The sequence below is a fragment of the Mycobacterium sp. NGS19 genome, from assembly GCF_059813155.1.
In genome coordinates, this window is sequence record NZ_JCALEB010000001.1 from 289,531 (window position 1) to 313,518 (window position 23,988).

The 23,988-nt window shown below is 66.0% G+C and carries 25 protein-coding genes; 17 read left to right on the plus strand and 8 right to left on the minus strand.

The window, feature by feature from the left end:
• Positions 1–312 precede the first annotated feature (312 nt).
• Together AC5Y4N_RS01455 and arcA are read right to left on the minus strand one after the other, a co-directional pair.
• Positions 313–648 (minus strand): hypothetical protein, encoded by a 336-nt coding sequence (locus AC5Y4N_RS01455; protein WP_499906380.1) that lies wholly within the window; start codon positions 646–648, stop codon positions 313–315.
• A 56-nt stretch (positions 649–704) separates the two neighbouring features.
• Positions 705–1,913, minus strand: coding sequence for an arginine deiminase (gene arcA, locus AC5Y4N_RS01460; protein ID WP_499906382.1), 1,209 nt, complete (start codon positions 1,911–1,913; stop codon positions 705–707).
• A gap of 39 nt (positions 1,914–1,952) precedes the next feature.
• On the opposite strand from arcA, the gene soxR reads away from it, so the two are divergent.
• Entirely contained in the window at positions 1,953–2,384 is a 432-nt protein-coding gene (soxR, locus tag AC5Y4N_RS01465; RefSeq protein WP_499906384.1) for a redox-sensitive transcriptional activator SoxR, read from the plus strand.
• Positions 2,385–2,414: 30 nt separating this feature from the next.
• Positions 2,415–3,011, plus strand: coding sequence for an alpha-ketoglutarate-dependent dioxygenase AlkB (locus tag AC5Y4N_RS01470; RefSeq protein WP_499906386.1), 597 nt, complete (start codon positions 2,415–2,417; stop codon positions 3,009–3,011).
• Here AC5Y4N_RS01470 and AC5Y4N_RS01475 read toward each other — a convergent pair whose 3' ends face one another.
• Together AC5Y4N_RS01475 and AC5Y4N_RS01480 are read right to left on the minus strand one after the other, a co-directional pair.
• A complete protein-coding gene (locus tag AC5Y4N_RS01475) occupies positions 3,012–3,689 on the minus strand; it encodes a DUF5642 family protein (RefSeq protein WP_499906388.1) in 678 nt (225 codons plus the stop codon). It lies immediately after the preceding gene.
• A gap of 26 nt (positions 3,690–3,715) precedes the next feature.
• A complete protein-coding gene (locus AC5Y4N_RS01480) occupies positions 3,716–4,405 on the minus strand; it encodes a DUF5642 family protein (protein ID WP_499906390.1) in 690 nt (229 codons plus the stop codon).
• An 82-nt stretch (positions 4,406–4,487) separates the two neighbouring features.
• Between AC5Y4N_RS01480 and AC5Y4N_RS01485 the strand changes: the two genes are divergently transcribed.
• Positions 4,488–4,796, plus strand: a complete 309-nt coding sequence (locus AC5Y4N_RS01485) for a hypothetical protein (protein WP_499906392.1) — start codon at positions 4,488–4,490, stop codon at positions 4,794–4,796.
• A gap of 4 nt (positions 4,797–4,800) precedes the next feature.
• Here AC5Y4N_RS01485 and pat read toward each other — a convergent pair whose 3' ends face one another.
• On the minus strand, positions 4,801–5,784 hold the full coding sequence (gene pat / locus AC5Y4N_RS01490) for an acetyltransferase Pat (RefSeq protein WP_499906394.1): 984 nt from the start codon (positions 5,782–5,784) through the stop codon (positions 4,801–4,803).
• A 196-nt stretch (positions 5,785–5,980) separates the two neighbouring features.
• Between pat and AC5Y4N_RS01495 the strand changes: the two genes are divergently transcribed.
• From AC5Y4N_RS01495 to AC5Y4N_RS01510, 4 genes are all read left to right on the plus strand, one after another.
• Positions 5,981–6,433 (plus strand): Hsp20/alpha crystallin family protein, encoded by a 453-nt coding sequence (locus AC5Y4N_RS01495; protein WP_499907426.1) that lies wholly within the window; start codon positions 5,981–5,983, stop codon positions 6,431–6,433.
• Between the two features lie 80 nt (positions 6,434–6,513).
• Entirely contained in the window at positions 6,514–8,121 is a 1,608-nt protein-coding gene (locus AC5Y4N_RS01500) for an acyl-CoA synthetase (protein WP_499906396.1), read from the plus strand.
• A 14-nt stretch (positions 8,122–8,135) separates the two neighbouring features.
• Positions 8,136–8,648: an Rv2253/PknI dimerization domain-containing protein gene (locus AC5Y4N_RS01505; protein WP_499906398.1), complete on the plus strand. Its 513-nt coding sequence runs from the start codon at positions 8,136–8,138 to the stop codon at positions 8,646–8,648.
• 86 nt (positions 8,649–8,734) lie between these two features.
• Complete coding sequence (locus AC5Y4N_RS01510) at positions 8,735–9,619, plus strand: fructose bisphosphate aldolase (protein WP_499906400.1); 885 nt, start codon at positions 8,735–8,737, stop codon at positions 9,617–9,619.
• An 87-nt stretch (positions 9,620–9,706) separates the two neighbouring features.
• Here the strand turns inward: AC5Y4N_RS01510 and AC5Y4N_RS01515 are convergent, their stop codons facing one another.
• Both AC5Y4N_RS01515 and AC5Y4N_RS01520 read right to left on the minus strand, forming a co-directional pair.
• A complete protein-coding gene (locus AC5Y4N_RS01515; RefSeq protein WP_499906402.1) occupies positions 9,707–12,052 on the minus strand; it encodes a CaiB/BaiF CoA transferase family protein in 2,346 nt (781 codons plus the stop codon).
• Positions 12,049–13,512, minus strand: a complete 1,464-nt coding sequence (locus tag AC5Y4N_RS01520; protein ID WP_499906404.1) for an aldehyde dehydrogenase family protein — start codon at positions 13,510–13,512, stop codon at positions 12,049–12,051. The genes AC5Y4N_RS01515 and AC5Y4N_RS01520 overlap by 4 nt, the downstream gene beginning before the upstream one ends.
• A gap of 167 nt (positions 13,513–13,679) precedes the next feature.
• Between AC5Y4N_RS01520 and AC5Y4N_RS01525 the strand changes: the two genes are divergently transcribed.
• Genes AC5Y4N_RS01525 through AC5Y4N_RS01570 form a run of 10 tightly spaced genes read left to right on the plus strand, consistent with a single transcriptional unit; the run spans position 13,680 to position 22,624 of the window.
• Positions 13,680–14,864, plus strand: a complete 1,185-nt coding sequence (locus tag AC5Y4N_RS01525; protein WP_499906406.1) for a cytochrome P450 — start codon at positions 13,680–13,682, stop codon at positions 14,862–14,864.
• A gap of 3 nt (positions 14,865–14,867) precedes the next feature.
• Complete coding sequence (locus AC5Y4N_RS01530; RefSeq protein WP_499906408.1) at positions 14,868–16,073, plus strand: acyl-CoA dehydrogenase family protein; 1,206 nt, start codon at positions 14,868–14,870, stop codon at positions 16,071–16,073.
• Complete coding sequence (locus AC5Y4N_RS01535; protein WP_499906410.1) at positions 16,070–16,618, plus strand: FAS1-like dehydratase domain-containing protein; 549 nt, start codon at positions 16,070–16,072, stop codon at positions 16,616–16,618. The genes AC5Y4N_RS01530 and AC5Y4N_RS01535 overlap by 4 nt, the downstream gene beginning before the upstream one ends.
• Positions 16,618–17,028 carry a Zn-ribbon domain-containing OB-fold protein gene (locus tag AC5Y4N_RS01540; RefSeq protein ID WP_499906412.1) on the plus strand — a complete coding sequence of 137 codons (411 nt, stop codon included), beginning with the start codon at positions 16,618–16,620 and terminating at the stop codon, positions 17,026–17,028. Before AC5Y4N_RS01535 ends, AC5Y4N_RS01540 begins: the two co-directional genes overlap by 1 nt.
• A gap of 1 nt (position 17,029) precedes the next feature.
• A complete protein-coding gene (locus AC5Y4N_RS01545) occupies positions 17,030–18,133 on the plus strand; it encodes an acyl-CoA dehydrogenase family protein (RefSeq protein ID WP_499906414.1) in 1,104 nt (367 codons plus the stop codon).
• Positions 18,130–18,582 carry a MaoC family dehydratase gene (locus AC5Y4N_RS01550; RefSeq protein ID WP_499906416.1) on the plus strand — a complete coding sequence of 151 codons (453 nt, stop codon included), beginning with the start codon at positions 18,130–18,132 and terminating at the stop codon, positions 18,580–18,582. Before AC5Y4N_RS01545 ends, AC5Y4N_RS01550 begins: the two co-directional genes overlap by 4 nt.
• Entirely contained in the window at positions 18,579–19,748 is a 1,170-nt protein-coding gene (locus AC5Y4N_RS01555; protein WP_499906418.1) for a lipid-transfer protein, read from the plus strand. The genes AC5Y4N_RS01550 and AC5Y4N_RS01555 overlap by 4 nt, the downstream gene beginning before the upstream one ends.
• Before the next feature lie 8 nt (positions 19,749–19,756).
• The gene (locus AC5Y4N_RS01560; protein WP_499906420.1) at positions 19,757–20,827 is read left to right on the plus strand and encodes a zinc-binding dehydrogenase; all 1,071 of its coding nucleotides are present in this window, start codon (positions 19,757–19,759) and stop codon (positions 20,825–20,827) included.
• On the plus strand, positions 20,824–21,447 hold the full coding sequence (locus AC5Y4N_RS01565) for a TetR/AcrR family transcriptional regulator (protein WP_499906422.1): 624 nt from the start codon (positions 20,824–20,826) through the stop codon (positions 21,445–21,447). Before AC5Y4N_RS01560 ends, AC5Y4N_RS01565 begins: the two co-directional genes overlap by 4 nt.
• 31 nt (positions 21,448–21,478) lie before the next feature.
• Positions 21,479–22,624, plus strand: coding sequence for an aromatic ring-hydroxylating oxygenase subunit alpha (locus AC5Y4N_RS01570; protein WP_499906423.1), 1,146 nt, complete (start codon positions 21,479–21,481; stop codon positions 22,622–22,624).
• Between the two features lie 35 nt (positions 22,625–22,659).
• On the opposite strand, the gene AC5Y4N_RS01575 is transcribed toward AC5Y4N_RS01570, so the two are convergent.
• The gene (locus tag AC5Y4N_RS01575; RefSeq protein WP_499906424.1) at positions 22,660–23,979 is read right to left on the minus strand and encodes a lipocalin-like domain-containing protein; all 1,320 of its coding nucleotides are present in this window, start codon (positions 23,977–23,979) and stop codon (positions 22,660–22,662) included.
• Between the last annotated feature and the right edge of the window lie 9 nt (positions 23,980–23,988).

Below are 23,988 nucleotides of genomic sequence, written 5' to 3' on the forward strand. Positions count from 1 at the left end.
AGAGTGAGGACGTGCGCCGGTGTGCGGACACCGCGCCACTGCGTCCCGCTGGCCACATTGAACCCCGCGACATTGAGAAGTTGGTGCTTGCGCGGCAGCTTAGCAAAGCGATCGGGTCACCTCGGTAATGGCAACGATCTGCCGATGCGTTTCACTGAACGCACTTGCCACCGACGTATCGATGTCACCACAATGCCGAATTGCCCTTGCGCAAAAGGGTTGACAGATGTACAGCCGCCGTCGGCTACGGATCACAGAGTTTGCCGGGCATGTGTCACCACAGTGGTTGCCGCGATGAAGCGCAAAGCACGGCTAACCGCGTTGTTCCTCGTCGGCCTTGCGCAGTTGGCTGACCGCGGCGTCACTTTCCCGTTGCGCTGCATTGCGCTCTTGTGCTGCTGTGCGCAGGTGCTTGTCTGCACGATGCGGTTCGTGGGCCGCGTGTACTTCGTGGGCTTCGGCAGCTCTTCGATGCAGCCTTGCCGCTTGCTCGTGGAGTTTGGCCGCGGATTCATGCGCCTGCCGGGCGCGGGCGTGCGCATGTTGTGCCCGCCGGTGAGCTTCGTCGGCATCTTGGCGGGTGATCTTCATGCGAGCGGCCACCTGCTCGGCCCGACGTTTGGCTTGTTCAGTTGGGTTGTCGTTCACCGGGCACCTCCACAGCCGGACCCGATTTCAAACTACGCCAGAAGTTTGCGCTCTGGCTACAACGGATCGCGGGCCGCCGGGCAGGACATGCATCGGGGTCCACCGCGGCCTGTACCCAGTTCCGACGCTGAGATCGGTAGTACCTCGATGCCCGAATCCTCAAGGCGGGCATTGGTTTCGGTGTTGCGCTCATAGGCCACGACCACACCGGGTGCCAGCGCCAGCGTGTTGTTGCCGTCGTCCCACTGTTCGCGTTCGGCGGTGACCGGGTCCAGGCCGGTGTCGATCACCCGCAGCCGATCGATGCCCATCGCACGGGCCGCGGCCGCCATGAACGGCTCCGCATCGGCGATCCTCACGCCGGATTCCGTGCGCGTGATCGTGAAGGCCGACAGGGTGTGCACGACGTTGGGATACATCACCACGGCGTCGACGTCCACCATCGTGCACACCGTGTCCAAGTGCATCTGCGCGCGCTCCTGCGCAATCGGGACGGCCAGCACCGTGTGTGCGAGCCCGTCGTCGAACAGGCTGCGCGCCAACGCTTCTGCGCCGGCGGGCGTGGTCCGCTCCCCGACGCCCACCGCCACCACACCCGGCGCCAACAGCAGCACGTCGCCACCTTCCACGGGCGCGGTGTGCGACTCGTAGGCCCGCCGCACACCGGTGAACCGGGGATGGTGGGCGTAGATGATGTCGGTCAACGATGTCTCACGCACTCGCGCCGGCAGCGCCAACGACGTGATCGCCACCCGCGGCCCGATCCAGAACGATGAGTCGCGGGTGAACATCAGGTTGGGCAGCGGGTCGATGACGAAGTCGCCGCCGTGGTGCATCCGGCGTACCAGCGATACCTCGGCCGACGCGGTGAACGGCAGCTCCGTGAACGTCATCCCGGCCATCAGCACCCGGGCCAGCGCTTCGGGTGACAGACTCCGTAGATAAGACGAAAGCTCCTGTGCCAGAGGGTGTCCCAGCCGCCGAGCGTCGACGGCGGCGCCGATTCCGTGCATCCGCGCGGCCCCGCTCGACAGCGCCTCTGTCAACAGGTCGGCCAGCAGCATCACCTCGACGCCCCGCGAGCGCAACAGCTCGGCGAACGCGTCGTGCTCCTCCTGCGCACGGCTCACCCACGGCAGCCCGTCGAACAGCAGTGCATCGTTGTTGCGCGGCGTCAACCGCTGCAGCTCCGGCCCGGGCCGGTGCAGGATCACCGCGCGCAGCCTGCCCACCTCTGAATCCACGCCCAACGCGACGCCAGCCACGAGATAGCACCGTAGCCCCTCAACTATGGTTGAGGTGGTATGGACGACCATGAGCTCACACCCGGCGAGCTCGCCCGCCGAAGCGGCGTCGCGATCTCTGCTCTGCACTTCTACGAGCGCCAGGGGCTGATCAGTAGCCGCCGCACCGCGGGGAACCAGCGCCGGTACCCGCGCGAGACGCTGCGTCGGGTGGCGTTCATCCGCATGTCGCAGCGCCTGGGTATCCCGTTGGCCAAGGTCCGCCAGGCGCTGGCCACGCTGCCGGTCGATCGAGTGCCGACGAGTAAGGACTGGGCAAGACTCTCCGCGGGATGGCGGCAGGATCTCGACGACCGCATCTTGCATCTGCAGCGGCTGCGCGACAACCTGGCCGACTGCATCGGCTGCGGCTGCCTCAGCCTGAAGAGCTGTGCCCTTTCCAACCCCGGTGACGTGCTCGCCCAGCAGGGACCGGGCGCCGTCCGGCTCTGAAGTCGAACACTCGTGCGATACAGTGACGGAATGGCGATCGCCGTGCAAGCCGCGCTGTTCGAGCATGCCGACCGCCGGGTGCTGGGCGACGGCGCGTGGATCGACGTCTGCTCCGGATGGCTGCACGACGGCGGCGCCTTGTTCGACGAATTGCTGGCCGTCACGCCGTGGCGCGCGGAGCGCCGCCCGATGTACGACCGGGTGGTCGACGTCCCCCGACTGCTCAGCTTTCACGACCTCACCACCGAAGCGCCGCCGCATCCGCGGATCGCGCAGCTGCTCGATCGCCTCAACCACTCCTACGCAGCGGAGCTGGGCGAACCGTTCACCACTGCCGGGCTGTGCTTGTACCGCGACGGCCACGACAGCGTCGCGTGGCACGGCGACCGGATCGGCCGCAGCCGCACCGAAGACACCATGGTGGCCATCGTCAGCCTCGGCGCCACGCGCGTGCTGGCATTGCGGCCGAAGGGCGGCGGCGCATCACTGCGACTGCCGCAGGCCCACGGCGATCTGCTTGTGATGGGCGGCTCGTGCCAGCGCACCTGGGAGCACTGCGTGCCCAAGACAAGCAAGCCGTGCGGACCGCGGATCAGCATCCAGTTCAGGCCGCGCGGCGTGCGGTGATCAGCTGCGCACTGCAGCCACCGCGTCAGTGAAAAGTCGTTGCGCGCGAGGAACATTCACCGCAGTCACCGGTTGGTTCGGCACGATCAGCGGGTCGGCGGTCACCAACACCATGTACCTGCCGAGGTATGCCGCGAACGTGTACAGCTGCCCGGCACCCGTCGTGCTACCCACGGTGGCTTCCAGCACGCGCCTGCTACCCAGGGTTTGCGTACCGTCGATGTGAGGCGCGTCGACCACGTCGACGGCGCCGCGCATGTTCGGCCCGGAAAACGCGATGTGGCGGCAGTTGTCGGTTGGCGGCTGGAACGGCACCGGCTGCGAGGTCTCCAACGCAATCGCGATGAACCGGTTGCCTTGGCCCGTCGCGATCACCGCAGCCATGTTGCCCTGCAGACCCGCCGGCAGCGTCTGCTTGGTGGCGTACTGCGCGCACGCGGCCGGATCGAATGTGACGCCATCCGGAATCTTCTGCGGCGCAAGCAATTTCGGGTCGATTCCAGCTGGGCCTGTGGTGACCACCTGGAAATCCGGGCCGAAGCTCGGCTTGACCGACAGCACCTTGCCGATGTCGACGACCGGCGCAGCCGACGTCGTCGTCGCCGTTCCGCTGGGCCCGTTGGCCGAGCAGGCCGCGATCAGCACCACTCCGACGACACTCGCCAGCCTCAGCCGCACCCGGGCAATGTACCGAACGCCGACACTCAGCCGCGCAGCGTCGCCACGGTGCGCGCCAGAAATGTCGACGCGAAATCGGGCGGCAGTGACGACGCGGCGGAGCCGGGATCGGTGAGGACGGTGACAAATGCGACGTGATCGCCGAGGTAGGCGGTGGCGGTGGTGGCGTGCAGGTCGGTCTTGGTGCCGCCTTCGACGACGGTGCGGATCGCCGCGGTCATGCCGATTGTCGCGACACCGGCGATCGCCGGGCCCCCGGACAATTGAATTGCGGCGGTCGTGCGCCCGGAAGTCATGGACCAGTGCTGGCAGGTACCGACGATGTCGGGGTCTGGCCCTCGCGCCGGCGGTGCGCCGGCCACCACCGCGTAGATGATTCCGCCGCTTCCGGATCCGGACAGGCCATCGCCTGGCGAGGCGCCGCCGTCAGCGGGGTCCGCGAGCGCTGCACATGCCGGCGGTTCCGCGGACCACCCGGGTTGCAGGCCCCAGTAGGCAGCCGGCGACACAGCCCCGTGCACCTCGGAGATCTCGTAGCCCGGCGGAAACGATCCGCGCAGACGCCGGATGTTGGCCGGGTCGATGGCAATCGGCTGACCGGCGGAGGGCGCCGTGGTCGACGGCGCCGACGGGCCGTGTGCCGGCACCGAGCAGGCGGCGAGCGCCAACGCCGCCAGTAGGGTGAACCGGCGCAGGCGCACGCCCGTTGATACCACAGATTGCCTGCGCCATTCGGGAACGTTCGGCGCCCCAAACGCGATGTACTTCAATGAGTACTCAGGAACAGGAGGCGGGGCTGTGCGCACGGCATTGTCCCTCGCCGCAGCGGTGGTGGCGACAGGCGTCGTCGTGGCGGCACCGGCCGGGACGGCGGCAGCCGACCAGTCGGCACAGGACACCATCAACTACTGGGAACAGCAGGGCTACACCGTCAACATCGATCGGGTGGGCAGCGGGCCGCTGCAGGACTGCGTCGTCACCAGCGTCCGCAACCCGAACACCATCACCCGCCCGGTCCGGGTGGGCGGCCGCAGGGACGGGCCGACGTTTCTGGTTCCGGTGATCGTCAGTCGCACCGTGCAGATCTCGCTGTATTGCGCCAACTGACGCGTCACTCGAACGCGCGGATGACCTGACGGGCGACGTCCTGAATTGCCTTGAGCTGCTTGACCTTTACGGGCAGCTTGGCCGGATCCGGCACCTCCACCGTCGCGGTCACGATGCCGGGCTCGTCTCTGATCCAGGGCGCGTCCAGGCGGTCCAGCAGCGCCCGTGCGGGCATGTTGTCGGCCAGCACGCGGGCATAGAACCGGGTGACGCCGTCGACACGCGCGGCGACCGCCAGCGCCGCGAACAGCAGCGTGCCGATGCCGCGGCCCTGGTATTCGTCGGCCACGGTGAATGCGATCTCGGCCAGCGTCGGGTCGTGCGGATCGCGCACGAACCGGGCATCGGCGATCACCGGCCCGTCGTCCCCGTCGGTGACCACCCAGACGAAATGGTCGACGTAATCGACTTCGAACAGATACGTCAGCACGGTCGCGGTGGGCGTCCGCACGGACAGGAAGCGCCGGTACAGCGTCTCCGGCGAGAACATCACATGCCCGTGCACCACCCGCTGGGTATCGCCGGGCAGTACCGGACGCAGCATCAGCTCGGTGCCGTCGCGCGCCTCGAACGGGATCGGCGTGATGAACGCCGCCAGCCGTTGCCGGGCCGTGCGGATCAGTTGCGGCGCGATGCCGGGAATTTCCAGAAGTCGATGGAACGCCGTCACATCGCCGACGTAGCCGTGCACCTCGTCGGTGGCCACCACGGTCGCAGTGCGCGGGGCATTGCGCAGAAGCGCGATCTCGCCGATCAGCCCCCCGGAAAGGAACGCCACCAAAGTGTGCCCGTCGTCGTCGGTGTGGCGGATTTCGACCTCACCCGACGCGATGAGGAAAAACGACACCGCCTTGTCGCCTTGGCGCATCAGCACGTGACCGACGGCCGCATGTACCGGGGTGAGCTCTGCGGCCAATGGCGCCAACTCGTCTGTCGGAATTCCGGCGAACACGGGAAGTGAGCCGAGGTCCGTGGCGACGACGGTCATCGGGCAGGCCCCTTGCGGCAGCTGGTCAGATGGTCCGGTACGGGCAGCCATCCGGATGCTGCCGACGATATTGGCCGAAAATTTTCTTGTCGAGTATTAGCAGTCGCGGCACTTGAGCGCTAATCTTGTCAGTGCACAGTTGAATCGGCTGCCCGCCAGGGTGGCGGGCTCTGAGGGTGACCAGGAGGTGACTGCTGTGCTTCGGTTTGATCCGTTCAGCGACATCGACGCCCTTACCCGCAGCTGGCTCACCGGCCAGTCTGGAACGGCCCGCAGTCCTCGGTTCATGCCGATGGACCTCTACAAAGTCGACGACCACTACGTGCTCACCGCCGATCTGCCCGGCGTCGACCCCGGTTCGGTTGACGTCAACGTCGACAACGGCACGCTGACGGTCACCGCACATCGCACGGCCCAGCCCGCCGAAGACTCTGTCCAGTGGCTTGCGAACGAACGGTTCTACGGAACGTATCGGCGCCAGCTCTCACTCGGCGAAGGCATCGACCCGAGCAGGATTTCGGCGACCTACGAGAACGGCGTCCTGTCGATCACCATTCCGATGGCAGAGGCCGCCAAGCCGCGCCGCATCGAAGTAACCAGCGCCGGGAAGGCCAAGTCGATCGAGGCTCACACGGTCGAGTCGTCGTAATCGGCGGACAAGGCGGACCCGCAGCTGAGCAACCCGGCTGCGGGTTCATTTTTGTGCGGCCATCCACGACACTGCTCACTATGCTGCGGCGCCTCCTCACCCGGGCCGGCGACGAAGCGTGGTCGCTGGTGCAACTGGGCCGGGCTGGACTGCTGCGTCCGCTATCGCCGGCACAGCTGGCGAGGATCGTGCGTGCGGTCCGCGACTACGGTGAGCTGGGCGCGGTGCTCACGCTGGCCGCCGTGCGCAGACCCGATGCAATCGGGCTTGTCGACGAGCGCGGGCAGCTGACGTTCGGCGAGCTGGAAGCGAGGTCGAACGCACTGGCCAACGAATGGCGGCGGAGCGGTCTGAAGCCGGGATCCGGTGTCGCGATATTGGCCCGCAACCACCGCGGCCTGCTCGACGCATTGTTCGCGGGCATGAAGGTGGGCGCACGAGTCGTGTTGCTCAACACCGACTTCGGTGGCGACCAGATCAGAGAGGTGATTCGCCGTGAAGGCGCCGAGCTGCTGGTGTACGACCAGGAGTACGCGGACACGGTGGCGGGCATCGAGGTGGCGCATGGCCGATTCCGCGCCTGGGCCGACGACCCGGGTGACGACACGCTCGACGAGCTGATCCGCCGCGGCGATCCGTTTCCGCCGTCGGCACCGGGCGCGCGGCCCACGGTCGTGATCTTGACCAGTGGCACGACGGGCACACCGAAAGGCGCCACCCGGCCCGCGCCACGATCGCTGCTGCCGCTCGCCGGGCTGCTCGACAAGGCGCCGTTTCGCGTCGGCGAGGTGACCGAGTGCTGCGCGCCGATCTTTCACTCACTGGGCTTCGGCCACCTGTTGATCGCACTGATCATGAACTCGACCCTGGTGGTGCGTCGCCGGTTCGATCCACAGCAGACGCTGGAAAGCATTGCGCGACACCGCGCTTCGGCGCTGATCGTGGTGCCGATCATGCTGCGGCGCATTCTCGATCTCGGCCCGCAGACCCTTTCGCGGTACGACGTGTCGTCACTGCGGATCATCTTCGTCGCAGGATCGCAGCTGGGCGCGGAGTTGTGTACGCGCGCGATGGAGACGTTCGGGCCGGTGGTCTACAACCTCTACGGCTCAACCGAAGTCGCGTACGGCAGCGTCGCCACGCCGGAAGACCTCGTCGAAGAACCGGGCTGCGTCGGGCGAGTGGTGCGCGGAGCCGTCGTCAAGATCTTCGACGACGACGGCCGGCAGGTGCCCCCCGGTGTGACAGGGCGGATCTTCGTCGGCAACAGCATGCAGTTCGAGGGATACACCGGCGGAGGTACCAAGGACACCATGCACGGGCTGATGAGCAGCGGTGATGTCGGCCACTTCGACTCTGCGGGAAGGCTTTTCATCGACGGCCGCGACGACGAGATGATCGTCTCGGGCGGCGAGAACGTGTTCCCCGTGGAGGTCGAAGACGTGCTGGCCACCCACCCCGACGTGCTCGACGCCGCCGTGATAGGCGTGCCCGACGACGAGTACGGGCAGCGGCTGCGCAGCTTTGTCGTGGTGCGGCCGGGGGCGTCGTTGGCAGAGCAGGACGTCAAGGACTACGTCAGGAGCCGGCTCGCCAGGTTCAAGGTGCCGCGCGATGTCGTCGTGGTCGACGAGCTGCCGCGCAATCCGACCGGCAAGGTGATCAAGCGCCGGCTGGCCGCCGAATGACGTACCTTCGACGGATGCTGCTTCGTTGCGTTGTCGTCGCCACCCTGGGCGTGCTTGCCTCCACCGCACCCGCCTTCGCCGCCGATCCAACGCTGAATGGCACCTACCGTGTCGACTTCAACGGCGCACAGCGGGCTATCAACGGCGTGCCCAGGCCCACCGCGGACACGTCGGCGACGTACTCGTTCACGTCGTCGTGCGGCGCCGACGGCTGCATCGCCCGCGCCGTGCTGCTGAACACCAACGACACCGAGGCCGTGTCAGCCCACAACCCAGACCTGACCCTGCAGTTCGTCGACGGCACATGGCAGCTGTCGCTGCCCTACGACTCTCCGTGCGAAGAAGGCGACAGCCGCAACCAGCTGCTGAGCTGGTCGCTGGTGCCTCAAGGCGACGCGCTGACGGGCACCCGCACAGTGGCCACGGTGGGCCACGCATGTGCCGGTGACGAGCCGGGCCCCCTGTCGCAGCCGATGACGGCCACCCGCGTGGGCAAACCGGCGCCCGGCGTGCTGCCGATGCCCTAGCGCCGCATCCGCCGTCTTGCAGGCACAGGCGCTGTGCCAACATGCACATGAGCAGCGCAGGCGGTTCACAGGTGCGGAGGACAGTGATGAACGCAGAACAGTACGAGAAGATGGCGAAGGGCGACGGCTTCGTCGCGGCGCTGGATCAGAGCGGCGGCAGCACGCCCAAGGCGCTGAAGCTCTACGGCATCGGCGAAGACCAGTACTCCACCGACGAGCAGATGTTCGAGCTGGTGCACCAGATGCGTACCCGGATCATCACCAGCCGCAGCTTCGACGGGAACCGCATCCTGGCGGCGATCCTGTTCGAGGACACCATGGATCGCGACATCGAGGGCCGCCCCACCGCCGACTACCTGTGGGATGTCAAGAACATCGTGCCGATCCTCAAGGTCGACAAGGGCCTGGCCGACGAACAGGACGGCGCCAAGGTGATGAAGCCGATGCCGGGCTTGGACGACCTGCTGGCGCGCGCGGTCGACAAGGGCATCTTCGGCACCAAGATGCGCTCGTTCATCTCGCTTCCGGGCAAAGGCCTCGACGCGGTGGTGGAGCAGCAGTTCGAGGTGGCCCGCCAGATTCTGGCCACCGGCCTCATCCCGATCATCGAGCCGGAGGTCGACATCAAGAGCCCGAAGAAGGCCGAGGCGGAACAGCAGCTCCAGGCCGGGCTGCTCGCCGGGGTCGACAGCCTCGCCGACGACCAGACCGTCATGCTGAAGCTGACATTGCCCGACGAGGACAACCTGTACCGCGAGCTCGTCGAGCATCCCAAAGTGTTGCGCGTGCTCGCCCTGTCGGGCGGTTACTCCCGCGAAGAGGCCTGCGCCCGGCTCGCCCGCAACAACGGCGTGATCGCAAGCTTCTCCCGCGCGCTGACCGAGGGCCTGACCGCGCAGCAAAGTGACGAGGAGTTCGACGCGGTGCTGGACAAGGCGATCGCCGAGATCGCGGCGGCCTCGGCCACCTGAGCTTCGTTGACTGTGCCTCCATGGCGCGAAAGTTCGAGTAGCCCACGCCCTCGACGCACAATGAACGCATTGCGGACGTGGAGCGCGCTACAGAGCGTCGCCGATGATCCTTCGGTGGCGCAGGGCCGCGAGTTCCTCGCTGTCGAGCCCTAGGCCGCCGAGTATCTCGTCGTTGTGCTGGCCCAGCGTCGGCGGCGGGAAGCGGTGGTGCTGCTCGGGTCCCGGGGTGATGCGAAACGGCCAACCCGGGTACCGGTGCGGGCCGGTGATGGGGTGCCGCAACTCCTGGTAGAACCCTCGTGCGTGGAGGTGCGGGATGTCGTACATCCGATCGGGCGTGAGGACGTGCTCGGCCGGAACCCGCTGCGCGCCAAGGACATCGACGATGTCTGTCGGCGACTGGGTCTGCGTCCAAGCGGCGACCACCTCGTCGAACGTATCGTGGGAAATCTCTTCTGGAAGGTCTGCGCGGCCCATCGCACGCGCCAGTCGGCGCCAGTCCTCGTTGTCGCGAGCGGAGATCGCCACCCATGAGCCGGCCACCGCTGTGGGATAGACGCCTTGCAGATAGCCGCGTTGGCGGTTGCCGTCACGCGGCGCGACCACGCCGTTCATCGAGTACTCGATCACCGGTACGGCGGCAACAGCCGCCGCCACCTCGATTTGCGCGATCTCGACGAGTTGTCCTTCGCCGGTGCGGCGCCGGTGTTGGAGCGCCGCGAGCAAAGCGATCCCGGCGTGGACTCCGACGATGGGGTCAGCCGGTCCTTGCAGGTTGCAGGGCGGCCCCTCGGCGTAGCCGGTGACGGCCGCCATGCCCGATGTCTGCTCGAAGTTCAGTGCCCAGCCGACGTAGTCGCGCCACGGCCCCTGCAGGCCGAAGCCGGGCATGCGCACGAGTATCACGTCGGGTCTCAGTCGGGTGAGCGACTCGTAGTCCAGCCCGAACTGCTCGATCACTCGCGGCGAGAAGTTCTCGACCACCACATCGGCATCGCGCACCAGTCGGCGGGCGAGATCGCGCCCCGGGGCGGACGTGAGATCCAGTGTGATGTCTCGCTTGTTGAGGTTCGTGCCCTGCCACATTGCGCTGCGCTCGTACCAACGCTCTCCCTCGTCAGCCCATGCGCCCGAATAGCGGTGACCGTCGGGACGCTGGATCGACTCCACCTTTACGACGTCAGCGCCGAAGGCACCGAGATAGCACGTCAGATAGGCACCGGCCCAGAAGGTCGTAAGGTCGAGCACCTTCAGGTCTTTGAACGGTGCCGCCGGATCGGCGTCGTCACTCGCGATGAACGCCGGTTTCGCCTCGCTTGCAGACGCTTTCGGCGGCTCACCGAGTCGAGGGGCTGGCCGGACGGGCAATGCGGGCGTTCGGGACAGTCGAAACGGAGCACCGGGCCGGCGGAATGCCCAGCCTTCGCCGCCACCGTCGACGAAGAACTCGCGCTCGCGGTATTGCGGACATTCCATGACGGTTGCGCCGTCGTTGACGGGCGCGACCGGAATTCGCATCGCTTGGCCCAAGTCGACGATTTCGGCCACGGTTCGCTCGGAAAGCCATGGCTGGGCCTTTTCGAAGAACTCCGCTCGCTCGGGGCCGCCCAGCATGATCGCGACCTGTAGTTCCCCGTATTCCGGCAAACCGAGCATGGCGCACACATCCAGCCAGTGCTGCCCGGTCAGACAGTTGATTCCGACCCAGCCGTCGAAAGCGCGGACGATGCCCATCATCGGGGCGGCCCGGGTGTTGGGCGGCAACCCGAGGCGACGCATCTTTTCAGCCATCAGCATCGGATACGGAAGTGTCGACAGCAGCGACTCGAGTCCCGACACGTCGACCTCCACCACACGAGTTGCCTTGGCGCGCAGGGTTCTCAGTGCGGTCAAGGCGCCGAGCGCGGCGTATCCTCCCGCAACGTATTCGGCGATTCTCGCGCCGGCTTGAACCGGTGGACGGTCGGGATCCCGGTTGTTGACCCACCCTGAGGCCGCCTGCACGGTCAGCGGTGTCGCGTCGCGGCCGCTCAGGGGTCCACTCTGACCGAAGTCCGAGATGCGAACGACGACGAGGCCGGGTCGCAGGCCCTCGAGTGTCGCCACGTCGAATCCGAAGCGATCGAGCGATCCGGGTCGCAGGCCGTCGACGAGCACATGCGACCGAGCGATGAGGTGATGCACGGCCATGGCGTCCGTTTCCAAATCGACTGTGCCCGTAAGCTTTCCAGCGTTGAGATACTCGAACAGACCGGAGCGGTCGGGGTGCGCGACGTCACCGGGAAACGGTCCCCAGCGCCGCAGCGGATCTCCGGACGGTGGCTCGATTTTGGTGACCTCGGCACCGAGGTCGACAAGCAGTTTGGCGCAGTACGGGCCCGCGATGTCACTCGCGATCTCGACGACGCGCAGTCCTTCGAGGGATGCCATCAAGCCGGGATTCCCATGGCCTTCGGCTCCGTGTACTGATGCAGTCCCGGCAGGCCCCCGCCTTCGCGCCCCAAGCCGCTCTGCTTGAAACCGCCGAACGGCGCATCGCCTGGGATGCAACCGTTTACCGCGATCTGCCCGGTGCGCACGCGTCGTGCCACCGCGACCGCGCGGCCGACGTCGTCGCCCCAGACCGCGCCGGAGAGCCCGTATTGAGAGTTGTTGGCGATCGCGACCGCGTCGTCGTCGTCGCGGTAGCGAAGGACCGCCAGGACCGGTCCGAACACTTCCTCCTGAGCGATCGCTGAGTCAGCAGCGACATCGGTCAGGATCGTCGGCTCGAAGTAGAAGCCTTTATCCGGCTGCGCGGGGCGGTGGCCGCCGAAAGCCAATGTCGCACCGTCGGCCAGCGCTGCCGCTACATGCGCTTCCACGCGGTGCAGCTGTGCACGGCTGATGAGCGGACCCATCTGCACCTCGGGATCCGTTGGGTCGCCAACCTTCACCGCCCCCGCCATGTCGATCAGCCGGTCGACCACGTCGTCGTGACGTGATTCCGGCAGCAGCAACCGGCTCTGCAGAATGCAGGCCTGCCCGGCGTGCAGTGAGCATCCGTCGAACAGAAAACGTTGCAGCAGTTCGTCACTCAGCTCGAGGTCGTCGAGGACGATGGCCGCTGACTTGCCTCCGCATTCGAGCAGGATCCGCTTCATGGTTCCGGCCGCCGCGGCCATCACTTCGCGGCCCACCGCCGAGCTCCCCGTGAAGCTGACCATGTCGATGCGGGGGTCGGCGGTCAACAGCTTGCTGGCCTCGACGCTGCTGGGTGTCACCACATTGACGACGCCCGGCGGAATATCGGTGTGTTCGTGGATGATTCGGGCAAGCGCGAGGCCCGCCAACGGTGTCAGCGGGGAGGGCTTGAGCACCACTGTGTTGCCTGCGGCGAGCGCGTTGCTGACCTTCATCGCGTTGAGGCTGTGCGGAAAGTTCCACGGCGTGAGAATCGATACAACGCCCAGCGGCTCGTGACAGAGCACCGTCGAACCGGTGGCGCCAAAGGCATCGATCGGCTGATCGGTCAGTTGCGCAGCGAGCTCACCGGCGTGCAAGGCCATGAAGGCCGGTCCGTCGATCTGGATCAAGCGCTCGTTGGCTACACAGCCCCATTCGATTTGTGACAGTGCGTAGAAGTCGTCTGCATGGTCGAGCAGCGCCGTGCCCAGTTGGTTGAGGCACCTACCGCGTTCCTCGGGCGCGGCCGTGGGCCACCATCCCGAGTCGAAGGCCCGGCGAGCCGCGGCAATCGCGGCGTCGACATCAGCGAGCCCGGCGTCGGGGGCCGAAGCGATCGTGGCCTCCGTGGCGGGTGAGATGTCGTCGTAGCGACCTTCCCGCGGGTCGACCCATCGTCCGTCGATGTAGAGACCGTAGCTGTCGACGAGTGCACACAGGTTGGCCATCGTTGCATCCCCATCGAGCTAGCAGTCAACATTCGGTGTACACCTGTCCGATCGACTTCGTCAATCCCGTGTGTTGACAAGGTGAGCCCATTGCACTAGACACAACCGTATCCGACAGACGTGCTGTATCTGTCCGACAGTCGCCGCCGCGCGAGAGGGGTCAGGCAGTGCAGACGAGCGTGCCTCTCCACTCGCCGGACTTCTTCATCGGTGATCCGTATCCGGCCTACAAAGAGTTGCGCGCCAGTTCACCGGTCGTGTGGAACGACGTCACCAAGTTCTGGGCGCTGCTGAAGTACGAGGACATTCGCCAGGTATCGAGCAATCCGGCGCTGTTCACGTCGACCAAGGGCATCACGATCCCCGACCCGGGGCTGCCGGAGAACCCGGTGCAGGAGGGAAACCTGATCTTCACCGATCCGCCCCGGCATCGGCAGCTGCGCAAGCTCATCAACACCGGGTTCACCCGCCGACGGGTGCAGGTGCTGGAGCCCAAGATCCGCGCGATCGTCTACGGGCTGCTGGACGAGGTAAGACCCGGCGGCGCTCTCGAGTTCGCCGAAGGAATCGCCGCACCGCTGCCTACCCGGATGATCGCCGAGCTGCTGGGCGCGCCGCCGGAAGACTGGGAACAGTTCCGGCGATGGTCCGACGCGTGTACCGGAGTGGCCGATCCCGAGATCGAGCTCGATTCGGTCGCGGCTATCGGCGAGCTCTACGAGTACTTCACGCAACTGATCGCGGCCAGACGCAAGCACGCTGAAGACGACATTCTGTCGGTACTGTCCTGCGCCGAAATCGACGGCGCGAAGCTCACCGATGAGGATCTGCTCAACTTTGCGTTCCTGTTGCTGGTGGCGGGCAATGAAACCACCCGCAATCTCATCGCACTGGGCACGTTGGCGCTGATCGCCCACCCAGCCGAATGCGCCAAGCTTGTCGACGACCCGTCGCTGATCCCCGGAGCGGTCGAGGAGATGCTGCGGTGGACCACTCCGGTGACGCACATGGCCCGCACCGCGACCGCCGACGTCCAGCTGCGCGGCCAGCGCATCACAGCGGGCGAAACCGTCGTCATGCTCTACGGATCGGCCAACCGAGACGAAGACGTGTTCGGCAGCGACGCAGAGGAATTCAAGGTGACCCGCCATCCCAACCCACACATCGCATTCGGTTGCGGAGAGCATTCGTGCGTCGGTTCCCAATTGGCCCGGCTCGAGGCATGCGTGTTGTTCGAGGTGCTGTTGGGCCGTTACTCCACGCTCGAGCTCACCGGCGATGTGGACCGGATGCGCGCGACGATGGTGCCCGGCGTCAAACGCATGCCGGTACGGCTCGGAACGGGTGTGTGAGCGATGTATCTGGATTTCACCGAGGACCAGGAAGAGCTGCGCGCCGAGATCCGCGCCTCACTTGAAGCGGTGATGACGCCCGAACGGATCGCCTCCGTCGCCGACCAGATGGAGGGCGGCCCGGCAGTGAGGGAATGCCTGCGCGCTCTCGGCGAAGCTCACTTGCTCGGCGTCGGATGGCCCAAAGAGTATGGCGGACGCGGCTTCTCGGCGTTGGAGCAGTACATTTTCCTCGAAGAAGCCCGGCGAGTCAACGCACCGATCCCGCTCGTCACGCTCAACACCGTCGGGCCCACGCTGGTCGAGTACGGCACCGAGGAGCAGAAGCGCAAGTTCCTGCCCGCGATCCTCTCCGGCACAGTCGATTTCGCCATCGGGTATTCCGAGCCGGGCGCGGGAAGCGACCTCGCCTCGCTGCGCACCACGGCCGTGCGCGACGGCGACGACTACGTCATCAACGGACAGAAGATGTTCACCAGCGGTGCGGCATATGCCGACTACATCTGGTTGGCCGCCCGTACCGACCCGAAAGCCAAGAAGCACAAAGGCATTTCGATTTTCATCGTGCCGACGAACTTTCCGGGATTCTCCTGGAAGCCGCTGCACACCATGCCCGGCGTGTCGACCTTCTACACGTTCTACGACGACGTGCGGGTGCCGGCCAGTTCGCTTGTTGGCGGCGAGAACGACGGCTGGAAGCTGATCACCACGCAGTTGAACTTCGAGCGCGCCGCGTTGGGCAACCTGGGCGCATTGGAACCGTTGTTCGACAAGACGTTGCGCTGGGCGCAGACCACCGAGCTGGACGGCGGCCGCGTCATCGACCAGCCCTGGGTGCAGCAGGCGCTGGCGCGTGTCGAGGCGCAGGTGGCGGCGTACAAGATCATGAACTTGCGGGCCAACGCCGGGATGAGCAAAGGCGCGCTGGGTATGGCCGAGGCGTCGGCGGTGAAGGTCTTCGGTACCGAGCTGACGCAACAAGTCGCGCGTGAACTGCTCGAGGTTCTCGACCGCGCGGGCGTACGCAAGGGCGACGACGCACCGTTGCGCGGCGCTCTCGAATCGGCGTACCGGCTCGCGGTGATCAACACTTTCGGCGGTGGCGCCAACGAACTTCAGCGCGACATCATCGCGATGGCGGGGCTTCTCATGCCTCGCGCGCCGCGCGACCTCCGAACCGCGGCAACCACGAACGGGGACCAGACGTGAGCGGTGACAAATCCGAATTCCGCAAGAAGCTCGATGCCCTCATCGGCCAACCCACCGGCGGCTCCCCCAAGCCGACTGTCGCTCCGGATCCGGTGAACCAGCCGATGATTCGGCATTGGTGCCACGCAATGAACGACATGAACCCGGTCTACCTCGACCCCGATTTCGCCGCGAAGTCGCGATTCGGCGGAATCGTGTCCCCTCCGGTGATGCTGCAGGCATGGACCATGCCGGCCCCGAAGATCGAAGGGATCGCCGAACGCGGGGGCGTCCCGATCGAGATGGGCAAGAACCCGGCGGCATTCATCGAAGAAGCCGGGTTCACCGGCATCGTGGCGACCAACTCGGAGTTCGAGATCGAACGCTATCCGCGTCTCGGTGACCTGATCTCGGTGACCCAGGTGTTCGAGGACATCTCCGACGAGAAGAAAACTTCGTTAGGCACCGGACATTTCATCACGTGGCTGTCCACCTACACCGACCAGAACGGTGAAGTGCTTGGGCGCCAACGATTTCGGGTGTTCCGATTCAAGGCGGCACAGTAGTGGCGACCAGACTGGCACCGACCGTCAGCCTGGACACTGAGTTCTTCTGGAAGGGCCTGCGCGACCACAAGCTCCTGATCCAGCGGTGCACGGGCTGTCGGCAACTGCGTCGTCCGCCGCGGCCGATGTGTCCGGTGTGCAACTCTCTGGGCTGGGACACTGTCGAATCGACCGGCCGCGGGGCGGTGTACAGCTACGTGATGCCGCAGCACCCCCGGATGCCCCTGATGGAGTATCCATACATCGTCGCGTTGATCGAACTGGAGGAGGGAGTTCGGTTGGTGTCCAACCTCTGCGAGATCGCGCCCGGCGACGTGGAAGTCAGCATGCCCGTCGAGGTCTTCTACGAGACGTTCGACACCCTCGACAACCAGGATTTGGTGTTGCACCAATTCCGGCCGGCCCGCTGACATGGACTTCACGCTCACCGAAGAACAAGAGACGATCGCCAAGGTCGCTCGCCAGTTGTTCGAACACCGCGCCACACCAGAGCATCTCACCGAACTCGAAGCCGGCGACGTGCGCTTCGACGCCGGGTTGTGGCGTGAGATGGCGGAGGCCGACCTGCTCGGAATTGCGTTGCCGGACAAGGTCGGTGGCAGTGGACAGAGCTTCCTCGAGCTGGCCTTGCTTCTGTCCGAAGTGGGATGGAGCGTCGCCCCGGTACCGGCCTACGCCACTCTGCTCGGCGCCGACACCATCGCTCGGCACGGCAGCGATTCTCAACACCAGCGGTATCTTCCTGACGTCACGGCCGGAAATCTGCTGCTCACAACGGGTCTGAACGAGCCGGGCAGGTCCGACCCGACAACACCGTCGACGACCGCGCGCCGCGACGGTTCCGGCTGGCGCGTCACCGGTGTCAAGGAATTGGTTCCGGCTGCTCAACTCGCCCACAAGATGCTCATCCCGGCGGCCACCGAGGAGGGTGACGTCGGGGTCTTCGTCGTCGACGCGGATGACGGCGACGTCGACGTGCGCCCTGTCGAGACGACCAATCGCGAGCCGCACGCCGATGTGTTCCTCGACGGGGCGGCAGCGTCGCAGGAGGATCAGGTGCTCGCACCCATGAGTGACGTCTACGATCGCGCGCTCGTCGGACTGTGTGCTGTCCAAGTGGGCGTCGCCGAGCGTGCGTTGCGAATGGCCGCCAAGTACACCACCGAACGCGAGCAGTTCGGCAGGCCGATCGGGAGTTTTCAGGCCGTGCAGCAGCGGATGGCCGACGCGTTCATCGACGTCGAGGCGATCCGGTGGACCACCTGGCGGGCGGCGTGGCTGATCGGCGAGGGTAGGAGCGCCGCCCGGGAGGCCCTCATCGCGAAGTTCTGGGCCGCGGAAGCCGGCGCTCGCGTCGCCGCCACCGCCCAGCAGGTCCACGGCGGCATCGGCATCGACATCAGCTATCCCCTGTTCCGCTACTTCCTGTGGGCCAAACACAACGAGTTGGCGCTCGGTTGCGCGTCTGCGCAGTTGGCCCGGCTGGCCACTGTGTACGTAGGAGAAGACAAATGACCGCGACGTTCCGCACGACCACGCTGGCCTGGCGCGACATCAACGTCGGCGACGAGGTCACGCCACTCGAGATCCCGGTCACCGCAACGGTGATCGTGGCCGGTGCGATCGCGTCGCGTGATTTCATGCCGGTCCACCACGATCCCGAGTTCGCGAGAAAGCAGGGGTCGCCGAACATGTTCATGAACATCCTGACCACCAACGGGCTCTGCACCCGCTTCCTGACCGACTGGGCGGGTCCTGAGGCGATGGTGACGAGGCTGGCGATCCGGTTGGGTGTGCCGGCGTTTCCCAACGACCCGCTGCGGTTCACCGGAGCCGTCACAGGCAAGTCCCGAGAGGCCGACGGCGAAGGGTTCGTCGAGGTGAGCTTCAAGGGCGCCAACAGCCTCGGCGAGCATGTGTCGGGCACCGCGACGCTGAGTCTGTTGGACGGGACCGGCACGTGAGCACGCTGGGCGACAAGACGGCGATCGCCGGCATCGGGCAAACCGAGTTCTCGAAGGAGTCGGGGCGCAGCCCGCTGCAGCTGGCGTGCGAAGCAGTGAAGGCGGCGATCGACGAATGCGGACTGTCGCCGAAGGACATCGACGGCATGGTGACATTCACCGCCGACGAGAACGAAGAGATCGACGTCGCCCGCAGCGTCGGGATCGGCGACCTGACGTTTTTCACGCGCGTGCCGCACGGCGGCGGGGCGGCGGCGGGCACGGTCATGCAGGCGGCGATGGCGGTGGTGACCGGTGCCGCGACGGCCGTCGTCTGCTACCGCGCGTTCAACGAGCGCTCCGGTTTCCGATTCGGCGGCTCGTCGGCGCGGCCGACCGGGCAGACGCCGCTGTTCATGGCGAACTACGCCCCGTTCGGGCTGATGACGCCCGCATCATGGGTGGCGTTGCACGCGCAGCGCTACATGTCGACCTACGGGGTGAGCAATGAGGATTTCGGGCGCATCTCGGTGGTCGACCGCGCTCACGCGGCCCGCAATCCCGACGCGTGGTTCTACCAGCGGCCGATCACCCTGGAGGACCACCAGAACTCGCGGTGGGTGATCGAGCCCGTGCTGCGGCTTCTCGACTGCTGTCAGGAGAGCGACGGCGGAGTCGCGCTGGTGATCACCAGCGTCGAACGCGCGCGAGACCTCGCCCGGCCGCCCGCGGTGATCACCGCCGCGGTGCAGGGCGCGGCGCATGACGGCGAGGTCATGACGAGCTACTACCGCGACGACATCACCGGCCTGCCCGAGATGGGTGTGGTGGCTGAAAAGCTCTGGCGCGACGCGGGACTCAAGCCCACCGACATCCAGACCGCGTTTCTCTACGACCACTTCACACCGTTCGTGTTCACACAGCTAGAGGAGCTGGGCTTCTGCGGGCGGGGCGAGGCGAAGGATTTCGCGACGGTGGAGAACCTTTCGATCGGCGGCGCCCTGCCGATCAACACGAACGGCGGGTTGTTGGGTGAGGCATACATTCATGGCATGAACGGCGTCACCGAAGGCGTCCGCCAGATCCGCGGCACGTCGTACAACCAAGTCGACGACGTCGAACACGTCCTGGTGACATCGGGCACCGGCGTTCCCACCAGCGCGCTCGTCCTCGCGCCGGACGACTGAGGAGGATCGTGCCCAAGCTCGCACTGCTGACGGCGGTCGGAGGACCGATCGAACTGGCCGAATACCCGCTGACCGCACCGGCTCCGGGCACCGCAGCGCTGAAGCTGCGGATGGCCGGGATCTGCGGATCAGACCTGCACATCTTTCGCGGCGACCTGCCGCTGTTCTACCCGTACCCGATGGGCCACGAAATGGTCGGCGAGGTGGTGGAACTCGGCGATGGGGTGAGCGCCGACGCGACCGGAGCGCCACTGGCAGTCGGTGACCGGGTGGTCACCCCGTACTTCTGGACCTGCGGGCAGTGCCACGCCTGTTCGCGCGGACGAACACACGCATGTCAGAACCTGATGGCCGGCGAATACCGGATGCACCACGAACCACCGCATTTCGTCGGTGCGCACGCCGAGTACTACTACACCCATCGACGCCAGCCGTTGTACAAGGTGCCCGAAGACCTCAGCGACGAACAGGTGGCACCGCTGAATTGTGCTCTCGCCCAAGTGTTGTTCGCACTTCGCGAGGTGCGCTTGGGCGACACCGTCGTGATACAGGGCGCGGGCGGGCTCGGCATCAACGCCGCGGCGGTGGCGCGCAGTGCTGGTGCAGCTCGGGTGGTCGTCGTCGACATGATCACCGAGCGGCTCGACCTCGCAGCCGATTTCGGTGCCACACGCTGCATCGACGCCAGCAGTCTCACAGCCCACGAGGTGACCGAGCAGGTCAAGGCGCAAACCGACGGCATCGGCGCCGATTGGGTGCTCGAAGTCGTCGGCGCGCCCGGCGTGATCCCCGACGGTGTCGGCTTCCTCAACAACGGTGGCACGCTGCTCGAGGTCGGAAACGTGGGCATCGGCCGCACATTTCAGCTTGATCCCAGCGTGCTGGTGTACGGCAACAAGACAATGCGCGGGGTGATGCTCTATGAGCCGGCGACGCTGGAAATCGGCTTGAGGTTCCTGCAATCCAGCCGGTACCCGTTCGACCGCCTGATGCCAAAGCCCTACCACCTTGCCGACATCAACGCAGCGTTTGAATCGGCAGACGCCGCAACGGTGCCGAGAGGCGCGCTGGTGCCGTGACAGCACCGTTGCCCGCATCCGACACCCGCGACCTCATCATTGCCTCGGCGCTCGCATGCTTCCGCAGGCACGGGCTGCGTAAGACCACGATCGTCGACGTGGCGCGCACCGCCCAGGTATCACGCAGCACCGTCTACGAATACTTCCGCGACAAGGCGGCGCTGGTCGAAGCGACCGCAGAGCACACGTCGCAGCAGTTCTATCTCGAGATGACCAGGGCGATGGAGCCAGGCACGTCGCTGGAGGACAAGCTGACGCGTGCGGCAGTGTTCGTCACCAGAGCGCGGCGCACGATCGAGCCGGAAAAGTACTTCGATGCAGACGCGGTCGGCCTGCTGCTGACCAAGGACGCGGCAGTCCTGCTGCAGGAGTGCAGTGAATTCTTCGCCCCCTATCTCAGCGCGGCGAAGTTGACCGGCGAGGTGCGCAAAGACCTCGACGTCCCGGCTGCCGGCGAGTGGTTCGGGCGCATGCTGTTCTCACTGTTCAGCACACCGTCAGCAGTACTGGATATGAACGACGACGACGTCGTTGCGGAATTCGTGCGCGCACACGTCGTGCGCGGCTTCGCGAACGACCGATCGCCGGCACCGCGGCGAACGCTATCATTGCAAAAATAGCGGATCACCGTTGTGCTGGGAGGAATCCAGGATGGATCGCGACCACCTGATCGACCTCACCCGCCGAGCGCTGAAGTTGGCGCGCGACAAGACCACGGACCTCGCCCCTTCGGAGTACACGGTCGCGGCCTCTGACTACACGTGCGCCGAGCGCCATGCCCGCGACACGGAGATGCTGCTGCGCAGCCCGCAGTTGGTCGGCTACGCATCTGAGCTGCCCGCGCCTGGCACGTACTGCACCAAGACGGTGATGGGACGCTCGATCCTGTTGACCCGCGGCCCGGACGGTTCGGTGAAGGCGTTCGACAACGTGTGTCTGCACCGCCAGTCGCGGATCGCATCCGGCTGCGGCACAGCGCGTCGGCTGTCGTGCCCGTACCACGCGTGGACCTACGACCTCGACGGCAACCTGATGGGTGTTCCCGGTAGAGAGGGATTCCCCCAATCCGCCTCGCTGCCAAGGCGTTTGACGGAGCTGCCAGCCGCCGAGTGCGCGGGTTTCCTGTGGATCTCACTTGACCCGCATGTTCCACTCGACGTCCTTGCACATCTCGGGCCGCTGGCCGACGAGCTCGAATCCTGGGGCATCGGCCGGTGGTCGCCGCTGGGCGAGAAGGTGCTGGATTCACCGATCAACTGGAAGCTCGCGATCGACACGTTCGCCGAGAACTACCACTTCGCCACTGTGCACAAGACCACGTTCGCGACCATCGCCAGAAGCAACTGCACCGTGTTCGACGCGATCGGTCCACATCACCGGCTCGTCTTTCCGCTCAATGGCATCTGCGAACTCGACGGTGTCGATGAGCAGCAGTGGGAGCCGCTGCAGCACATGGTCGTCATTTACGCGCTGTTCCCGAATATCGTGCTGTCGGCCACAGTCGCCAACGGTGAGCTGTTTCGCGTGTATCCCGGTGACGTGCCTGGCCGGTCGACCACCGTGCACCAGAACGCAACCCCGCTCGACATCTCGACCGAATCGGCCGCAGCGGGCGCACATGCGGTGTTCGACTATGCCCACGCCACCGTGCGCGACGAGGACTATCGACTTGTCGAAGCGCTGCAGGCCAATCTCGAGTCCGGGGTTCGCCCCCATCTGGTGTTCGGCCGCAACGAGCCGGGCCTGCAGCACCGGCATGCGACATGGCTGGAAGCGATCGCTGAACCACACCTGTAACAACCGAGCGGCAATGCGGCTCCACCCGTCGTTGGTCACGAATTGTCAACGCGCGGAGGGCAATCGGTGCGACCCAGCGCCGCGATGAGATCGTCCACCAGAGGGTGCACGTTCACGTCGGCCAACCAGGCGAGCGCTTCGGATTTGCGCCCGTCTCGGATTAGCGACCGCAACTCAGCCACGTCGACCACGGTGCCCAGCACGTCGACCAGCTCCCAATCCCGGTACAGCGCAATCGAGCGTTCGTAAAACGCGAAGCCGCTCACCGGTTTCCCGGCCATTGTGCCGCGATACCGGTAGGGACCCTCCATGTATTCGATGGGCAGCGCATGGGCGGGGGCGGGTACCAGCGGCTCGCCGACCAGATCCAGGTCGAGCTGACGCGACCAGATGCGATGGCGGTCCGGCAGATAGCGGGCTTCGGCCAACGGCGGTACCAGTGGCCGCACGTCCGCGGGCCAGCGCACATAGCTTTGGACGCTGACCTCGACGTCCTCGACGCAGCGAGGGCAGCCCCGGGCCGGGCTGGTGGTTGCGCCCGAAAAGGCTTGCAGCGCATTACGATTTGTCCGATCGAACTGGCGCCAGATGCTCAGGTCAACGCCGTTGTCAAGGGAGATCGTGCGCCACTCGTGGGCGCGGGCCCGCGGATCGCCGCCCGTCCCACCGCCGCCGGCATACCTCGGGAACCACTGCCGGTCGACGTGGCCGCTTGTGCCGTCGACTTTCTCGTCGACCGATCCCCACCTCAGCGTGCCGGTCATCTGCATGCCGGTCTGGAAGTACGAGTAGGTGTTGTCCTGGCCGAAGCACGCGATCTTGCCGTCGTAAGTAGACGCACCGAGTGGTACCGGCGGCCGGGTCGGCGTCACGTGCAGTTGCAGGGCCATCGGGACGCCGGCCCGGTCGGTACCGACAAGCGCGATGTCGTAGGTGTACGGGAGCAGCTGGTCGTATTCGTCACGGCAGGTGCGCCACACCGCTGCACCTGCGTCGCTGCGGTAGCGGATGTCGAGGTGGCTATGCGCGGTGGACAGCTTGGGACGGGCGTCAGGTCGCAGGTTGGCCGGCGGCATGTCGTAGTCGGTGTAGGTGCCATAGGTGCCGTTGTCGAGATCGAACAGCGCAAAGGTGTAGAAGTCGGCGGTGACGGCGTGGCCGGGCCGGTTCTTGTTCACGATCGTCAAGAACGCGAACTTGCGGCCGCTGCCCTGCCCGGTGAGTTCACCGGCCAGAAACCAGGTATCAGACTCGAAATCGGGATGCTCCGCCTCGGCGGCGGGAAAGCAGAACTGCGGATCGTCGGCGACAAGCTGGAAGGGATAACGGCGCCACCGATCCAGATCAGCACCCATCTTTGCTAT

Coding starts and splice junctions, on each gene's coding strand:
- AC5Y4N_RS01520 (WP_499906404.1), bottom strand. CDS start 13,512: ATGGCCAACCTGTGTGCACTCGTCGACAGCTACGGTCTCTACATCGAC.
- soxR (WP_499906384.1), top strand. CDS start 1,953: ATGGACGACCATGAGCTCACACCCGGCGAGCTCGCCCGCCGAAGCGGC.
- AC5Y4N_RS01570 (WP_499906423.1), top strand. CDS start 21,479: ATGGATCGCGACCACCTGATCGACCTCACCCGCCGAGCGCTGAAGTTG.
- AC5Y4N_RS01545 (WP_499906414.1), top strand. CDS start 17,030: ATGGACTTCACGCTCACCGAAGAACAAGAGACGATCGCCAAGGTCGCT.
- AC5Y4N_RS01575 (WP_499906424.1), bottom strand. CDS start 23,979: ATGGGTGCTGATCTGGATCGGTGGCGCCGTTATCCCTTCCAGCTTGTC.
- AC5Y4N_RS01505 (WP_499906398.1), top strand. CDS start 8,136: ATGCTGCTTCGTTGCGTTGTCGTCGCCACCCTGGGCGTGCTTGCCTCC.
- pat (WP_499906394.1), bottom strand. CDS start 5,784: ATGACCGTCGTCGCCACGGACCTCGGCTCACTTCCCGTGTTCGCCGGA.
- AC5Y4N_RS01530 (WP_499906408.1), top strand. CDS start 14,868: ATGTATCTGGATTTCACCGAGGACCAGGAAGAGCTGCGCGCCGAGATC.
- AC5Y4N_RS01500 (WP_499906396.1), top strand. CDS start 6,514: ATGCTGCGGCGCCTCCTCACCCGGGCCGGCGACGAAGCGTGGTCGCTG.
- AC5Y4N_RS01550 (WP_499906416.1), top strand. CDS start 18,130: ATGACCGCGACGTTCCGCACGACCACGCTGGCCTGGCGCGACATCAAC.
- AC5Y4N_RS01510 (WP_499906400.1), top strand. CDS start 8,735: ATGAACGCAGAACAGTACGAGAAGATGGCGAAGGGCGACGGCTTCGTC.
- AC5Y4N_RS01470 (WP_499906386.1), top strand. CDS start 2,415: ATGGCGATCGCCGTGCAAGCCGCGCTGTTCGAGCATGCCGACCGCCGG.